At 33.7% G+C, this 17,854-nt stretch carries 7 protein-coding genes; all 7 read left to right on the top strand.

All coding sequences use genetic code 11. The features are described from left to right. The 7 genes from H0I27_RS13105 (at window position 1) to H0I27_RS13075 (ending at window position 17,493) form a co-directional block, all read left to right on the top strand. Window positions 1-4,158, top strand: a complete 4,158-nt coding sequence (locus H0I27_RS13105; RefSeq protein ID WP_218731108.1) for a hybrid sensor histidine kinase/response regulator transcription factor — start codon at window positions 1-3, stop codon at window positions 4,156-4,158. 1,009 nt (window positions 4,159-5,167) lie between these two features. Continuing rightward, window positions 5,168-8,287, top strand: coding sequence for a TonB-dependent receptor (locus H0I27_RS13100; protein WP_218731107.1), 3,120 nt, complete (start codon window positions 5,168-5,170; stop codon window positions 8,285-8,287). 11 nt (window positions 8,288-8,298) lie between these two features. Beyond that, window positions 8,299-10,131 carry a RagB/SusD family nutrient uptake outer membrane protein gene (locus H0I27_RS13095; protein WP_218731106.1) on the top strand — a complete coding sequence of 611 codons (1,833 nt, stop codon included), beginning with the start codon at window positions 8,299-8,301 and terminating at the stop codon, window positions 10,129-10,131. A 39-nt stretch (window positions 10,132-10,170) separates the two neighbouring features. Then, window positions 10,171-13,029: a SusC/RagA family TonB-linked outer membrane protein gene (locus tag H0I27_RS13090; protein ID WP_218731105.1), complete on the top strand. Its 2,859-nt coding sequence runs from the start codon at window positions 10,171-10,173 to the stop codon at window positions 13,027-13,029. Between the two features lie 22 nt (window positions 13,030-13,051). Further along, the gene (locus H0I27_RS13085) at window positions 13,052-14,776 is read left to right on the top strand and encodes a RagB/SusD family nutrient uptake outer membrane protein (RefSeq protein WP_218731104.1); all 1,725 of its coding nucleotides are present in this window, start codon (window positions 13,052-13,054) and stop codon (window positions 14,774-14,776) included. Window positions 14,777-14,877: 101 nt separating this feature from the next. Then, the gene (locus H0I27_RS13080; protein ID WP_218731103.1) at window positions 14,878-15,906 is read left to right on the top strand and encodes a DUF5627 domain-containing protein; all 1,029 of its coding nucleotides are present in this window, start codon (window positions 14,878-14,880) and stop codon (window positions 15,904-15,906) included. 3 nt (window positions 15,907-15,909) lie between these two features. After that, window positions 15,910-17,493 carry a carbohydrate binding domain-containing protein gene (locus H0I27_RS13075; protein ID WP_218731102.1) on the top strand — a complete coding sequence of 528 codons (1,584 nt, stop codon included), beginning with the start codon at window positions 15,910-15,912 and terminating at the stop codon, window positions 17,491-17,493. The last annotated feature ends 361 nt before the right edge of the window (window positions 17,494-17,854 follow it).

Below are 17,854 nucleotides of genomic sequence, written 5' to 3'. Positions count from 1 at the left end.
ATGCAACTTAAATGGGGTATTACTTTTATTTTGTCTTTATGTACATTTTTCTGTATACATATAGAGGCACAAAATAAAACGCAAAATTTTAATTTTGAAACAATAAAAGAAGGTATCTCTAAAGTTGGTATTTATACGATTATACAAGACAATTACGGTTTTATTTGGATAGGAACAAATGGATCTGGTTTGTATAAATTTGATGGTCTTGATTACACTTCTTACAAGTTTATGCAAGAAGATGCAACCTCTATAAGTAGTAATTTGGTGTTTTCTTCCTATTTAGATAAAGATAATAACCTTTGGGTTGGTACAGAAGATGGTTTAAATCTTTATGATAGAGATTTAGATCAGTTTAAAAAAATATCTGTTGGGCTATTAGATAATGCTAATATATCTGTTTTAAGTATTCTAGAATCTAGAGGTAACCTTTACATTGGTACAAGGTTAAATGGTTTATTTAAGCTTAATTTAAAAACGAATAAAATACAAAGAATAGCTTGTAAAGATAATAGTAGACCAGCTATAAATAGTATACAAAAGATTAAAAACGGTACTATATTTTTGGGTACAAGTTTAGGATTAAGAAAGTTAGATACTCTAAACTCAACAATTTTAAAACCTAAAAAAATAGAGGATTCCAATATTTTAAATTTCGCGATACCTATTCAAACTTTATTGGTAGATAATGACAATAATTTATGGGCAGGAAGCTACACCAAAGGTGTTTTTAAGTATCAATTTAAAGATGATAATATTGTTGATTTTTCGCAATTTCCGATAACTGAAAAACGCATCTTATCTTTAGTAGAATTAGCCGATAAAACCTTTCTGTTTGGTTCAGAAAATGACGGTCTTTTTCACATGGATTCTAATGGTGCTTTAATAAAAAACTACCTCTATAATAAAAAAGACAAAAATAGTATCCGTTCAAATTCAATTTGGTCATTATTTGTTGATAAAAGTAAGAGGGTATGGATGGGGTATTACAATAATGGAGTTGTAGTTAGTGATCATTTATTTGATAAGTTCGATAACATAGAGAGTTTAGAAAATAATCCAAATTCTTTGCAGATAGGATCTGTTACAGGTATTGTAAGAGATGCTCATGATAAATTATGGATTACTATGGATGGTGGTGGTATTGATGTTTTTGATATTAAAACATCTAAAGTAGACCATATTAATAAAGTTAATGATAAAGCATATTCGGGGCTTACTAGTAATCACATTCAAACTATTTTTATTGATAGTAAAAAGAATATTTGGGCAGGTAGTTGGGATAATGGAATTTACGTTTTAAAAGATGGATTTAAAAATATTACAAATATCAATATCAAAAGTTCAAATGGAAAACTATTTTCTAACGCTATCTTAAGTTTTGCAGAAGATAAAGATGGTGTTATTTGGATAGGTACTTTTTACACAGGTGTTTATAGTTTTAATCCAAAAACACATGTTTTAACGTACCATAATTCGCATGAATTTGCAAAACATGGTATACCTACAAGCGACGTTAGAAAAATATTAGTAGATAATGATGGTTCAATTTGGTTAGGAACAACTATTGGGCTCTTTAAAATAAATAATAACCAAGGTGTACTAAGTGTAAAATCTTTTGTTAACCAATTGGCTAAGTCAAACAATAACCAAAGAAGTTCAACGCACATATTATCTTTATATCAAAGTACCGATAATTACCTTTGGATTGGTACAAGAGGTGCTGGATTATGTAGGTATGATAAAACTAAAGACGAATTTAAATGGTTTAATAAGTTTTCTGGATTAAATGAAGAAAACATTGCAAGTATCATTGAAGATAAAAAAGGTGATATTTGGGTGAGTGGAAATGCTGGAATTACAAAGCTAGATTTAAAAACAAGTGAAGTTGTTAATTACACCACAAACGATGGTTTATTATCTGATGATTTTAATTTTAATGCAGTATTAAGAGACGACGAAGGAAAACTTTATTTTGGAAATTATAAAGGAGTAGACTTTTTTAACCCAAAAGACTTAAGTACAAATTCTAGTGTACCTTCTCTTTATTTAACGGGTTTAAAAATCTTTAACAAAGACGTGATTCCTAATGAAGAAAACTCGCCACTTACTAAAACCATTACAGAAACATCTAGTATAGAGTTTAATCATGAGCAGTCTGTGTTTACCATACAATATACAGGGATTAACTACACCAGACCAGAGAAAAATAAATATGCTTATTATTTAGAAGGTTTAGAAAAATCTTGGAATTATGTAGGCAATCAAAGAAGTGCTACTTATACCAATTTAGATTATGGAGACTATGTTTTTAAGTTAAAAGCGGCAAATAATGATGGTCTTTGGAATGAAAAACCATTAGAATTAAAAATAACAATTTTACCACCTTGGTGGAAATCTAACTTGGCGTTGGCTACTTATGTGCTACTTTTTGGATTTGGAGTTTTACTTTTAAATAAAATAACAAGAAGTAGAATAAAAGAAAAAGAACTCATTAAAAACGAAAGAACTCAAAGAATTCAACAAGAGATTCTAAATAAAAATAAATTACAGTTTTTTACAAATATTTCTCACGAATTTAGAACTCCTTTAACGTTGATATTAAATCCTTTGAAGGATATGATGATGGATAAAACTTTAAATTTACCAGAAAAAGTTAAATCTAAACACAGCACTATTTATAGAAATTCTGATAGATTATTTAGGCTTATAAATGAGCTAATGGATTTAAGAAAGTTAGAATTTGATAAGGTAAGAGTGAGAGCATCAGAATTAAATTTGGTAGATTTTACCAAGAATATTGTGCTGTTCTTTAAAGAAGAAGCTTCAAATAGAAATATATTCTTGACTTTAGATACAGAAATGTCGTTGATAAAAACATGGGCAGATCAAAATATGCTCGAAAAAATTATCTTCAATATTTTATCAAATGCAATGAAAGTGACTCCAGATAATGGGGTGATCAATGTAAATTTAATAGACAATGATGAAGACTATATATTACCACTTATTTCATTAACCAAAGCAGTAAAAGTAGTAGAAATTGTAATATCAGATACAGGTAAAGGGTTAGAAGAAGATCAGGTAGATAAAATATTTGAAAGATTTTATCAAGTAGAAAGTCTTAATAAAACTTACTATGGCGGAACAGGTATTGGGCTAGAAGTAGTTAGTAGTTTTGTTAATTTACATAAAGGTAAAATAGAAGTAACTAGTAAAATAGATGAGGGAACTACCTTTAGAATAATTTTACCAAAAGGAAAAGAGCATTTTACTAAAGATGAAATTAAGAGTTTTAAAGCGGAGTCAGATCTTCCTAAAAAAGAAATAAACTTTATCCCCGAAAATAAAATTTCGGGATCAGAAGAGCAAGAAGAGATTGAAAAAACAACCTCTAAAAAGTATACTATTTTAGTGGTAGAAGATAATACTGAGTTAAGAAATTATTTAAAAACAGAATTAAGTAAAACCTACAAAGTTTTATTAGCAAATAATGGTTTAGAAGGGTTAAAAATTGCAGAAAAATCTTTTCCAGATGTTATTTTAACAGATGTTATTATGCCAGAAATGGATGGATTTGAATTTTGTAGACGTATTAAAACAGATATTAAAACAAGTCATATTCCTTTATTAATGCTTACTGCAAAAGCAAGAATTGATGATCGTATTGAAGGAATAGAACATGGCTCTGATGCCTATATGACCAAACCATTCGATATGCGTTTGCTCACGTTAAGACTGTCTCAATTAATTACCAGTAGAAAATTAATTTTTGATAAATACTTTAGTGAAGTGAGTGGTGCAAAAGAGAACACAAATGCTACCTCTATAGACAAAGAATTTATTAATAAAGTTTTGGCATACATAGGTGAAAATATTAGCAATTCTAGTTTAAGTGTAGAAGAATTAGCCAATGAATTGAACTTAAGTAAAAGTCAATCATACAGAAAAATAAAATCTTTAACAGGGCAAACTCCAAACGAACTGTTACGAAGAATTAGATTAGAAAGAGCGTATCAAATATTAGAAACAGGTTCTGCATTTATAAGCGAAGTTGGTTTTAAAGTTGGTTTCTCTTCAGCTTCTTATTTTACAAAATGTTTCAAAGCACACTTTGGGAAGCTTCCAACTGAAGTTGTTATCAAAGAAAAACAATAACTCTTTCCTTTTTATTTTTTAAATGTAAAATTAGCTACTAAAAGCTAATATAGATAGTGTGTTTATGCTATTTTACCTTAAAAAGATCCAAAATTAACATAGTATGCATTCTTTCTTTTACTCAAAAGTACATCAACTTTCTATATTTGGATAGTAGTATGAGTTAATTATGCAGAAAAAATATCCCATAAGAAATATCATTTCAGAAATACTAATTGTAGGTGTTTTAATACTGTTACTAGTTTTAATATTTAGTTAATGACCTTTAATAAAACTAAAACAAATATCAAAAAACTAAAACCTAAAGGTGCTTTTATTATTTGGTTATTTCTTGTTTTTTCTTGTAGTAAAAAAGAAGCTGAATTTAAATTTCTAAATCAATCTTTATCAACAAAAGAAATAATGGTAGGTCTAGGTAGCTAGTCTGTTCTGTATCGTGATTAATTATAGATAATGCAATATTAGTTATAGTATATGCTTTATTTCGATTAATTGTTTATTTAACTTTTTCTTAACATTGAGGTATAACTAAGCAGTGTACAAAACTAAATATATAACAGTGCTTTTATAAAGGGCAATTAATTTAATGTTTATGAATTAAAAACAATGAAATGATGTATTAGTTAGATTTAAGCCATGATAAGTAGAAACTCTACGAATGATTTTGGCTAGTTAAAATAAATATCAACCAAAACTTATAGACATAAGTGATTAAAAAAGATTTAAATGTATGGAAAAACAAATACTTTATACAAAACAGCTCATTTTCTGTTTTAATTTATGTAGGAAAATGCGGCTCTTTGTATTACTCATTTTTATGTCCCATTTTACTATATGGGCCAATGAGAATCCTCAACAGAATATTACCGTTAAAGGTTTAGTAAATCTGTCTGTAACCGGTGCCAATATACTACAACAAGGTATTGGTAATGTTACAATGATGGATTTTGATTGTATTCTTACTTTGAGTCAGTTTATATTATAATTTTATTAAAATTTAAAACAAAAAATGAAGCAAAAACTAAAAAACGAGAAACCAGTTTCGGGATTTATGTTGTTACTCGCACTTGTTTTCTGCAGTTTTACAGCTGTTAATGTGCAAGCACAGGAAAATATTACTGGTGTTGTCACGGATGTAAATGGACTGACTTTACCAGGTGTAAGTGTGGTGCAAAAAGGGACGACTAGGGGAACAACAACAGATTTTGATGGAAACTATTCTATTGAATTAACTTTGGGTACCAAAACGTTAGTGTTTTCTTATCTAGGATTTAAAACTTTAGAAATACCTGTAACAGGTAGTGCAACAATTAGTGTAGAACTTGTAGAAGATGTAGCTAGTCTAGGTGAAATTGTAATTGTCGGTTACGGTAAACAAAAGAAAGAAAGTGTTGTAGGTTCTATTGTACAAGTTACAGGAGAGAAATTGATGGAGTCTGGTGGAGTATCTACGGTAGGACAAGCGCTTACAGGGCGTTTGCCAGGTGTTACCACTGTTTCTTCTACGGGGCGTCCAGGAGAAGAGTCTCCTGATATTTTTATTCGTGGAAAGAGTAGTTGGAATGGAAGCGGACAGCCACTTATTTTGGTAGATGGTATTGAGCGTAGTATGAATGATGTTAATGCCAATGATGTGGAGAGTATTTCTGTATTAAAAGATGCTTCGGCTACCGCTGTATTTGGTGTAAAAGGAGCCAATGGGGTTATCCTTATCACTACTAAACGTGGTAAAATTGGTAAGGCACAACTTTCTTTAACAGCTAGTTCTACCTTGAAAAAGCCATCGAAATTACCAGGGAAATACGATTCTTATAATGGTATAAAGGTTGCCAATGAGTCTATTGAGCGTTCTGTACCTGCTAATGAAGGAGCTTGGAAGTTTTATGTACCTGAATCAATTGCAGATAGATATAGAAACCCAATTAATGATACAGATAAGTATGTGTATCCCAATGTAGATTGGATAGACACGACTCAAAAGGATTTTGCTATGGATTATAAGGTAGATCTTTCTGTTAGAGGTGGTACCGAGACTGTAAAATATTTTGGAGCTATTAACTATAACCACGTAGGGGATATTTATGATGCAAACGCCTTTGATACAGGAAGAGGTTATACTACCGATTTTTCTTACAATCGTTTTAATTTTAGAAGTAATATAGATTTTGATATAACAAAATCTACCCGTCTTTCCGTAAATCTTTCTGGGTATTATGGTGTTCAGGGAGGTACAAGTGTTGATAGATCATTACTTAATAACAGTATTTACGAATTGTCGCCAGACTTGTTTTATCCTTTGTATCCTGATGGTACTTACGGGCGTGCAGATCCTAATAGATACGATGTCCTTAATCCAGCAGTTTCTTTAACAGCAAGAAGTGATGTCAATGAACATAGGGTACAGGTAAATACGGATTTTGTCTTACAGCAAAAATTAGACTTTATTGCAGAAGGTTTAAGTTTTAGAGGTTCGTTCTCCTTTGATAACAATTTTAGAGGTAATGAGGGGATTAATGACCCTAAAGTTGATGCAGATGATAATGTGGTTTTTAAGATTTATAATGATGATGGAAGCTTTTATTATGTAACTCCTCCAGGTGAAAATCAATTTGATTATGTGGTTCAGCCATGGTCTAGAAATGGTTTGAATATTAATGATAATAATTCTAGTAGACGTTTGTTTTATCAGCTTTCTTTCAATTATGATCGTGTTTTTGGAGAGAAACATACCGTAGGTCTGTTGGCTTTAATGAACAGAGAGGAGTATGCTATTGGAAATATGTTTCCAAGATATAGAGAAGATTGGGTAGCCCGAGCTACCTATAACTATGATAGCCGTTACTTTATTGATGTCAACGGAGCTTATAACGGATCAGAGAAATATGGGCCAGGTTTTAGGTTCGATCTCTTTCCTTCTGTAGCACTTGGCTGGATGGTAACTAATGAAGATTTTATGAGCGGAACAAAAAGTTGGTTAAACAAGCTTAAGATTCGTGGTTCTTACGGTGTAGTAGGTGATGATTCTTCAGGTGGTAGATGGGGTTATGTCTCTCAATGGGGTAGTGGAGGAAGCGCTTATTTAAACAACAGTGATAAATGGAGTAAATCTCCTTATACATTTTATAAAGAAACTACAATTGGAAACCCAAATTTGCAATGGGAGACCTCAACGAAAGCAAATATTGGTTTTGAATTAGCTGCACTAAACAATATGTTCACTTTAGACGTAGATTTTTTTAAGGAAGATCGTGATAATATTGTGATCCCTGCTAATGACCGTAGTGTTCCTAGCTTTTTTGGTTTTCAACCGCCAGATGCCAACCTAGGAAAAACATCTGTAAAAGGTTTGGAGTTGGTTCTTAATTATAGACAAGATCTTACGGATAATTTGAGTGTTAATGCAAATTTAGCTTACACCTATACCAAGGATGAGATAATTTATAAGGAAGATCCAGAACTTAGACCTTCGTATCAAAAAGAGGCTGGTTTTTCTATAGGGCAACCACGTGAATTAATAAGAGGAGATTTATTGGAGAATTGGGATGATGTATATGGCTCATATCCTAGAGAAAGTAACCAAAGTGCTCGTAGACCAGGTTTCTATGATGAACAGGATTGGAACATGGATGGGTTTGTAAGTACAGATTATGATCAAGTACCTTTTGGGTATACAGAACGTCCTCTAAATACTTTTAACTTATCCTTAGGGGCTAACTACAAGAAATTTAGTTTTAGTGTTCAGTTTTATGGAGTTAACAATGCGACCAAGTCATATCAAGACAGAACATTTGTTGCAGAATCTCATTTGTACTTTGATTTTCTTTCTGACTATTGGAGCAAAGATAATCCTGATGGAGAACACGTTCTTAGTGGATTTAATAACACACAACACAGTACAGATTCTTATAGACAATGGTATGATGCATCTTTTATAAAATTACAAAACATGGAGTTTGCATACACTTTTGATTCTGAAGGAGGTAGCAATTATAGGGTGTTTATAAACGGAAACAATTTGGCTTTCTGGTCGAAGCTTCCGGATGATAGATTGAGCAATGAAGATGGTAACTTTAGAGGTAGCTATCCTTCGTTTAGGAGAATTAACCTAGGGGTAAATATTAACTTTTAAGAGCGATAACAATGAAAAAAATATTTAAAATAATATGCTGCTTATTTTTGATAGGAACACTTACAGTTTCCTGTGAAGAATATTTAGATAAAACAATTGAAACCGACCTAAGCATCGATGAAGTTTTTCAAGATTTTGACAATTCTCAAGGTTGGGTAGAAGAAATGTATGCTATGATGGTTGATTATGCCGGAGCTTTCTGGCAGTATTACGGCTATTATGGTGAAGAATCTGTAAATAACCGTACTTGGATGTTTGATTTTGCGGTAGATCAGGGTGAATACGGTCAATGGGCAAACCAAAGAGGTATGTTTATGATTAACCAAGGTTCGGGTAACGGTAATCCAAAGGATACTAATTCAGATTATCCTTTTGATAGAAGTTCTGTTTGGGTAAGTAGCTGGCAAGGTATACGAAAAGCAAACATAGCTATTGAAAATGCAGAGACCTTAATGGTAGATGCTACACAACAGGAAAGGGATGCAATTATGGGACAGTCCTATTTCTTTAGAGCGTTTTTTCATCATGAAATTATGAAATTCTGGGGTTCTATACCATATATAGATAGGGTTTTAGAGGACGATTGGCAGTTGCCAAGACCTGCAGAATGGTCTGAAACGGCATTAAAAATAGATGCAGATTTTGATAAAGCCATTGCATTGCTTCCTGTAGATTGGGACGATACAAGTTGGGCTCCTGGCGCTAAGACTAGAGGACAGAATATGTTCCGTATTACCAAAGGTGCGGCCATGGCTATGAAAGGAAAGAATCTTTTATATGCAGCTAGCCCATTAATGCAAGGTAGTAATGATACCTATGGATATAATAAGGAATTGAGTATAAAAGCTGCCGAAGCATTAGCTCAGGTAATACAAATGCCTAGATATCAACTGGTGCCTTGGGATAATTATGGTTCTGTGTTCTATTCTGAGAACGGACAGTATCCTTATTCTTCTGAGTTTATTTTAAGTCAACCAGGAAACGTAGGTTGGTATCCTAAGTATTTACCGTCTATATGGCAGTTAACAGATGTTGCAATGAGTTCTGGTGATACAGGTGCAGCTCCTACCCATAATTATATCCATAATTATTTTGGTATGAAGGATGGTTTGTCATGTGACGATAGTCCTTTGTACGATCCTCAGGATCCTTGGAAAAATAGAGATCCCCGTTTTAACAAATGGATTGTTGTTGATGGTGATCAGTTAATTGATAACATAGGAGCCGCAACTGGCGCTGATGAAGTACACCGATATGCCCAATTATATAATGATGGAGCACACCGTAATCCTAACCAGAATACTGGTTCCTTAACAGGGTATGGAATGAAAAAATGGTCTCCAAGAAATTTCAATAAGTTCGATAATGTAGAAGCATTTGGATGGAGATCTCATGTAAGGCTTACCGATGTCTACCTTATGTATGCAGAGGCAGCTGTAATGGCTTATGGATTAGACGGAAAAGCACCGGGATTCAATATGTCGGCAGTAGACGCCATCAACGCCATACGTGAACGTGCCGTTCCTGACGGAAGTTTAAATGTTAAGCCACAGAATTTAACCAGTGTAAACAAATTTATGGATGAGATCCGTAGAGAAAGAGCCGTAGAAATGAGTTACGAAAACCACCGCTGGATGGATGTAAGACGTTGGAAATTGGGTACAGATATGAAATACCGTTTGAAAACAGGTATTCGTTTTGACAGAAATGCAGCTGGAAAACCAATCAATTTTAGAGAAGAAATAATACGTACTAAAGTTTTTGATGAAAAACATTATTGGTTACCATTTCCTCAGAATGATACGGAATTGTACGAAGGATTCCCACAAAACCCAGGATGGTAAAATCAAAACTGTTTCACTATTTGTTAATATAAATAATCTATGACACACTTTAATAAATATAAAAAATCATTGTTGTTTGGTTGCGTCTCTGTGATGTTTTCCCTTACAGTATCCGCTCAGGACAATGATTTAACCGCAACAACCGATTCCATTAAAATGAATACCAATAAATTGGTATCCAAAATTAAGGAAGAAGTAAATTTAGGATTCCAGAATCGAGAGAATATAGACGTGGTTGGTGCTGTATCAACTATCGAACCCGATGATTTCCTTAAATATGATAACACCCAATGGGTTCGCGATGCCATATCAGGTAGAATGCTTGGGCTTAAAGGAAGCGACAACATCCGTGGTTTAGGTTCTGCCTTAATCGTTGTAGATGGTATTCCAGGTAGAAGTATCGATTTGCTAAATATGGAAGAAATCGAGGAAATCACCATTCTAAAAGATGCCAATGCAGTAGCTCTTTATGGTGCTATGGGAAAGAATGGAGTTATCGTGGTAAAAACGAAACGTGGTGCAGTAAAGCAAGAGTTTAATGTAAGTGTTAGTTCAGGGATCAAATTTCCTACAAGAATGCCAAATTATCTGGGATCTGCTGAATATATGACGCTTTTTAACGAAGCTAGAGTTAATGACGGTGCACCTCCAAGTTTTTCCGACGAAGAAATTGCTAATCACGCCAGTGGAGTAAATCCTTACAGGTATCCTAATGTAGATTTTTACAGTAGTGATTATATGAAAGATAACGCTTCATTTACCAATGTGGTGGCAGATTTCTCAGGATCCGTAGAAGATACCAAATATTATATCAATGTTGGTTTTAGGAACGATCAGACAATACAGAATGTTACCGATAACGATAAAGGTGTTAAGCGTTTTAATGTTCGTGGTAATATAGACTTTCGAGTAAATGACTGGATCAAGAGTAGCTTTGATATGATTGCTGTTATTGAACAAAATAAAGCTTCTTTAACTAATCTTTACGATGAAGGTAACAATTTTAGACCAAACCTATATTCTCCTTTATTACCTATTAGTGCTGTAGATGTCACGAACTATCCAGAATTAGCAGGTGTTTTACAAGCTGCCAATAAATTTAATGGATTCCTTATAGGGGGAAATCGAAATTTTAGAGACAATGTGCCTTTGGCTAATGTATATGCTGGTGGGCGTACTACCAACTTAACAAGAATAAGTCAGGTAAACAATGCAATCGATTTTGATTTGAGTGCTGTTATTGAGGGATTATCGGCTAAAACCTATTTGAGTTTTGATTTTTATAATTTCTACAATACTAGTAATGTAAATCAGTTTGCCGCTTATGAGCCTACTTGGAGTGATGAGGGTAAGATTATAGGATTGGAAAACATAAGGGATAATGACATTGCTGGACTTACAGAAAATATTAATTCTAATGTGTTTACTATTCGTTACGGTTTCTATGGGATGATTAACTACGAGAAAATGTTAGGCAAAAATCATGAGATTAATACTTCTTTAATAGCGCTTGCAAATAGCACTCAGGTTATAGACGAAAAACAATCTTCTAAGAATAGCCATTTAGGATTGAGCGTTAATTATAAATACAAGAACAAATTGATGTTCGATTTTAATGCGTCTTATGTAAATTCTATAAAATTAGCAGAAGGAAATCGTGGTAAGTTTGCTCCTACCTTAGGTTTTGCCTATGTACTTTCTGAAGAAGAGTCTTTAAAAGATTCTTCTTGGTTAAATTATTTAAAACTACGATCTTCTATGGGAGTTGTTTATTCTGATATAGGTATTGATGGATATTTTTTATATGATGCTATTTATCAACAAGGTGGTAATAATGGATTTTATAATTGGGGAGATGCTAATGGTTCTGGTTTCAATAACCAATACACGACAATAGCCAGAGGTCAGAATACTAATTTGGGTATGGAAAAAAGAATGGACTATAACCTTGGTTTCGAAGCCTTGATTGCTAAAAAATTATGGGTAGAGGCTAATGTTTTTAGATCTGATTTGACAGACCAAGTAATCAATGCAACCACTGTGTATCCAGAATACTATGGAGGATTTAGACCTTATTCTAATTTCAACGCTGATAAATATTCTGGTTTTGAATTCGGTGCCAACTATTTAGATCGTTTTGGTGAGTTTGGAATGAACATCGGTGCCAGAGTATTATACACCAATTCTACTAGAAAGAAGGTAGATGAAGTTTATGCAGACGAGTACCAGAATAGAGAGGGTAAACCTGTAAATGCTATTTTTGGCTTGAAGTCTATGGGCTTCTTTGGGGAGGATGATTTTAACACGGATGGTTCCCTTAATGCAGGTATACCTACGCAGTTTGGGGCATTACAGCCAGGAGATATTCGTTATAAAGATATAAACAACGATGGAGTGGTAAACAATCAAGATGAAGTTTCCATAGGTCGATGGGATTCTCCTTGGACTTTCAGTTCTGATATTACCTTAGATTATGGTCCTTTTACTCTCTTTGCACTTTTAACTGCCGAAGTTGGAGGTAATGGTGTAGCCGATGGTAACTATTATCGTCCTCAAGGAGATCAAAAATACTCTGAAGTGGTTCGTGGGCGTTGGACTCCAGAAACAGCTAATACGGCAACTTTTCCGAGACTGTCTTCATTGCCAAATACAAACAACTTAGGTGTAAACTCAGACTTTTGGTTGTATGACAATAGTAACTTTAGGTTGCAACGTGTACAATTGACTTATGATCTACCAACAAATTGGGTACAGAAGATGAAGATGCAAGATTTTAGTGTATTTGCTTCCGGATCAAATCTTGCAGAGATTTCAAAAAACAAGGACATTCGAGAACTGCAATTAAGTAATAGCCCAATGTACCGTTACTATTCTTTGGGACTTAGAATGAAGTTTTAACTAAAAAAAATAGATTTTAGACATGAATAATATTTTTAAATATACAGCGATAGTTTTGGTTCTTTTATCCGCAGGTGCTTGTACTATGTTCGAGCCCTTAGATGAAAACCTACTAGGGGAAGAGCGATTAAACATTGATCCCGTCTTTGCCGAAGGCTTACTGCTTAACGGCTATGATGAAATGCCTAATCAGTATTCTTTTAGTGATGTGGCAACTGACGATGCAGTAAATAATGTAGTTAACAATTATACACGTATGGCTACAGGTGAATGGAATTCTCAAAATACACCTACAAGTAGATGGGGACAGTATGAGCAAATTCTATATGTGAACAACTTCCTAGATGTTATTGATAATGTGTTTTGGAAAAGAGATACTATTACCAATCAACTTTTTAAGGAAAGGATGCGCGGTGAAGCAATTGCGTTGAGAGCGATAAGACATTTTTGGATTTTACAAGAACATGGAGGTAAGAACAATTCAGGTGAATTATTAGGAATACCTTATATTTCTGAGTTATTATCTTTTGATGCTGATTTTAACATACCAAGATTAGGCTTTCAAGAAACGGTGAATCGTATCAATACAGATTTAGAGGAAGCCTTAGAGTATTTGCCAATGGATTGGGATGGAGATCTTGCAAAACGCCCTTCAAGGTATAATGATATTGATGCTGAAAGATATCAGTTTGTTTTTGGTAGTTCTCAAGATGGTCGTGTTAGCGGAAGGATTATTAAAGCCATTCAAGCAAAATTAAATATATTGGCAGCTAGTCCAGCATTCTTAAACGGATCTGGAGATAATTACCAAATAGCAGCCAATATTTTGGGTGGTCTATTGAACGATAACGGAGGAGTAGTAGGATTGGATCCAAATGGGTTAACCAATTTTTACGATTTTCCTAACGGTACCCGTAATTTTCCAGAAGTACTATGGAGAGAAAATGTATATAGTTCTGCATGGGTAGAGGAAGCTAATTTTCCGCCTTCTTTAAATGGAGATGGAGCTGTAAATCCTACTCAGAACTTAGTAGATGCATTTCCAATGTTAGACGGTACTCCGTTCTCAACTTCTCACCCAGATTACGATGCAGCGAATCCATATACCAATAGAGATCCTCGTTTGGCTTTGTACATATTATACAATGGCAACGATCTTAATGGTAGAGTTATCAATACCGGTGTCGGTGGCGGTAGTGATGAGGTGGATAAGGTGCAAGGTAAATCTACACGTTCTGGTTTCTACATGAAGAAATTGGTAGCTCCAGGTTTAGTAATCAGCAATGATGGAAGTACAACTACAACAGAAAAAATGAGTATTTATCTACGCTATACGGATCTATATCTATTGTTGGCTGAAGCTGCCAATGAATTAGGAGGTCCTGATAATATGGTAAACGGTATGAGTGCTCGTTCTATAATTGGAGCGATCCGGTCTAGAGCTGGAGTAGGTCTAAGTAATGGGGATGCTTACTTGTCTAGTATCACTTCTAAAGCAGATATGCGAGAATTGATTAGAAACGAACGCAGATTAGAACTTTGTTTTGAAGGGTATCGTATGTACGACCTAAGACGATGGGGGATTTTGGATAATACACCTAACGCTAAAGGAGCGAAATATAATGGGGCTAATTATACAATTTTAAATGTTGAATCTAGAATTTATGGTGATAATGCCAATTATGGCCCAATACCACAGAACGAGATAGTTAAATTTAATAAATTAGAACAGAACCAAGGTTGGTAACCTATCGTATAACCAGAAAATAAATTAGGTTTGGTTTAGGTTCCTGGTAGGGGTCGAGAACTAAATCCAAAATATGTTTAATAATAATAAATTCTTCATTAATGAATACAAAAAATATAGTTTTATTAATAGGTGCTCTGATAGCTTTATCATGCAGCAACACCGAACCGGAGTTTGATGATTACGATTTTCAAGGAGCTTATTTTCCTTATCAAACCCCAGCCCGTACTCTTATACTAGGAGATTATGATTTGGCCTTTAACGATAATGATAATGATTATAGGTTCGAAATAACTGCCTTGATGACTGGAGTTTATACAAACGATAAAGAACGAAAAATCTATTTTGAAGTAGACAATACTCTTTTAAACAACGTAGCAAATGTAAAGGCACTTCCTGCAGAATATTATACGTTTGAAACGGTAAGTCCTGTATCTATTCCCTCTGGTTCTACCAAGGGAAGGATTCAAGTTCAATTACGTGATGCGTTTTTTAAAGACACCTTGTCGTTTGGTAAAGTAAATACCACTAATTATGTAATTCCGTTGGTAATGACCAAGGCTGATAATTTAGATACCTTGTCCGTAGGAAGGAGCTTTATGTCTAATCCAGATCGTGTAAACCCGTTAGATTGGGATGTACTTCCGAAGGATTATACCTTGTTTGGTATTAAATTTATGAACAGGTTTCACGGTAACTACCTTAGAAGAGGTAATGATATGATTACGGATCCTACCTCTACAGTAGGAAGGGTATATAATGCAGGTTTTGTAGAGAGAGATGAATTAACACTTTTAGAAACAGCAGGAATGGACAAGGTTAAATATCAAAACCTTATTGGGCGTGGTGAAAACTCTAGCCCAGGTAATGTTATTATGGAACTTTCCTTTAATGAGGATAACACTTGTACTATAAGTAGTTATAAAAACGATCCTTATGGAGTTACAGGTACCGGTCAATTTGTTGAAGACGGAGATTCTTTTGGAGGAAATAAAAAAGATGTAATTTATTTAAATTATACTTATAAAGATGCCGTTAACGCAGAGACACATACCGTAAAGGATACTTTAGTAATACGAGATAGAACAGCCATCTTTGAAGAGTTTACAGTTGAACTTAAAGACCTATAGATAATGATAAAAAATATAAATAATTTACTATTTAAGTTCGTTGCCATTGTATTGCCTTTAATATTATTGTGCACATCTTGTAGTGACGATGAAGAAAATACTTATTCGAGATTAAGTGGAATTTCAATGAAAACGCAACCCAAAGTAAAGTATGTTTTGGGAGAAACATTAGATCTTACCAGTATGATAATCACCTTAGGTGAAGGAGAGAATGGTGAAGATATACCTTATTCTTCTTTTGAAGAAAAAGGAATTACCACAGAGCCAACCAATGGAAAAGTATTAGATTTTTCTGATGAAGCCGTGATTATAACGGTAGGTAATACTGGAAAAGGTATGATTCAGGCCATAGATGTTACCAATGATATAGTAGAGCTTAGAGTAAAAACAGAACCTAAGACGAATTATGTAAGTGGAGAAATATTAGATTTATCTGACCTTGTAGTAACTACGGTACAGGAGGATGGAACCACAGCAGATGTGGCTTTTGCTGATTTTGGAAAAAAGTTTACAACCACTCCTCTGAATGGTGATGTTTTGGCCATAAATAATACAAGTGTTGTTATTTCTTATTTAGAAACAGAAGTAAAGGTTACTCAATCCATCAATGTAATCCCATTTGAACCAGTAAGCGCTACTTTAGTGACTGGTCCTACAAAAAATGTATATGATGTAGGTGAAAGGTTGAACCTTGAGAGGACAGTTGTTAATTATGTACTTCCAGGTGGTCTGGAGCTTGAGCTTTCTTTTAATGATTTTACTGCTTTCGGAATTACCACCACGCCGGCCAATGAGGATAAATTGAAGGCTACGGATAATGAAGTTCAAGCAATTACTGCTACGGGAACCATGGTAGGAATACCTCTAACCGTAAACCAAATTAATGTTACTAGCATGACTTTGGAATTTAAACCTGATAAAACGCTTTATGCTGTTGGAGAATTAATAGACCTTAAAGGCTTAAGTGTAATTTTAGCCGTTACTGGAAAAGGTGACGTGAAAGTTGTCTCAGAAGATTTTGAAATCTATGGTATTACTACAAACCCAGCAGAAGGAACCGCTTATGTAGACGGAACTACGGAAATTGTGGTTAGTTATCCTGGTATTGCAGATACTATTTCTATATCCTTGGGATCGGAGATTATCTACGAATCTGATTTCACTGCCGGTATAGATGGTTGGACCAATCAAGGTTATGATGGTGGTTCTTCTAATGTTTATGTAGAAGAAGGAGTTATGATTTCTACAGATATCGTTCCTGGAACCAACCCATGGTCGCTACAATTGTATAAACCAAGCATTACTTTAGAGAAAGATGCAAAATATAAACTTACTATAGAATTAAAGGCCGTTACTGGTCAAGGAGGTTTTAATTTTAGCTTTTCCGTTGGTGATGGTGATGGGCGTCACGGTTGGGGTGCCTATGGCGCACAAGGAAGTGTATCACTTTCCGATTCAGAATACGCAACCTATGAAAATGTGTTTACTATGACGAAGGATACTACAAATGCGGCTAGGATTTTATTGGATAATGGATATCAAACCAACGGTATTATGGTTAGATATGTTAAACTTGAAAAATTATAAACTTCCAATTAAAATACTTAATTGAAAGTGCTAGGTTCCTAGATTTTGAATAACATTAACCCTTTAATGTAATATTACATTAAAGGGTTAATTAGAAATAGGGTTAAGGCTAAAGGATGATAAAATCTTTTAGTCTTAACCCTATTCCTTTTTACCTAGTATAGAATTGTATTATTAAGAATTTATTAATAAAGTTTTAGTCTATATAATTTAAAATTTAAACAATTCTAGTTTCAATGTAGAGGAATTGTCTTGTCAATTAAACTTAAGTAAAAGTCAATCATACAGATAAATTAAATATCTAACAAAACAAACTCAAACTACCTATTAAGAATAATTAGATAAGAAAGAGCATATCAAA

Origin of the sequence: Polaribacter sp. HaHaR_3_91, from assembly GCF_019278525.1 — a bacterium.
Classification (GTDB): Bacteria; Bacteroidota; Bacteroidia; order Flavobacteriales; family Flavobacteriaceae; genus Polaribacter.
The sequence above is the reverse complement of the archived record's forward strand: the minus strand, read 5'-3'. Positions and strand labels throughout refer to the sequence as shown.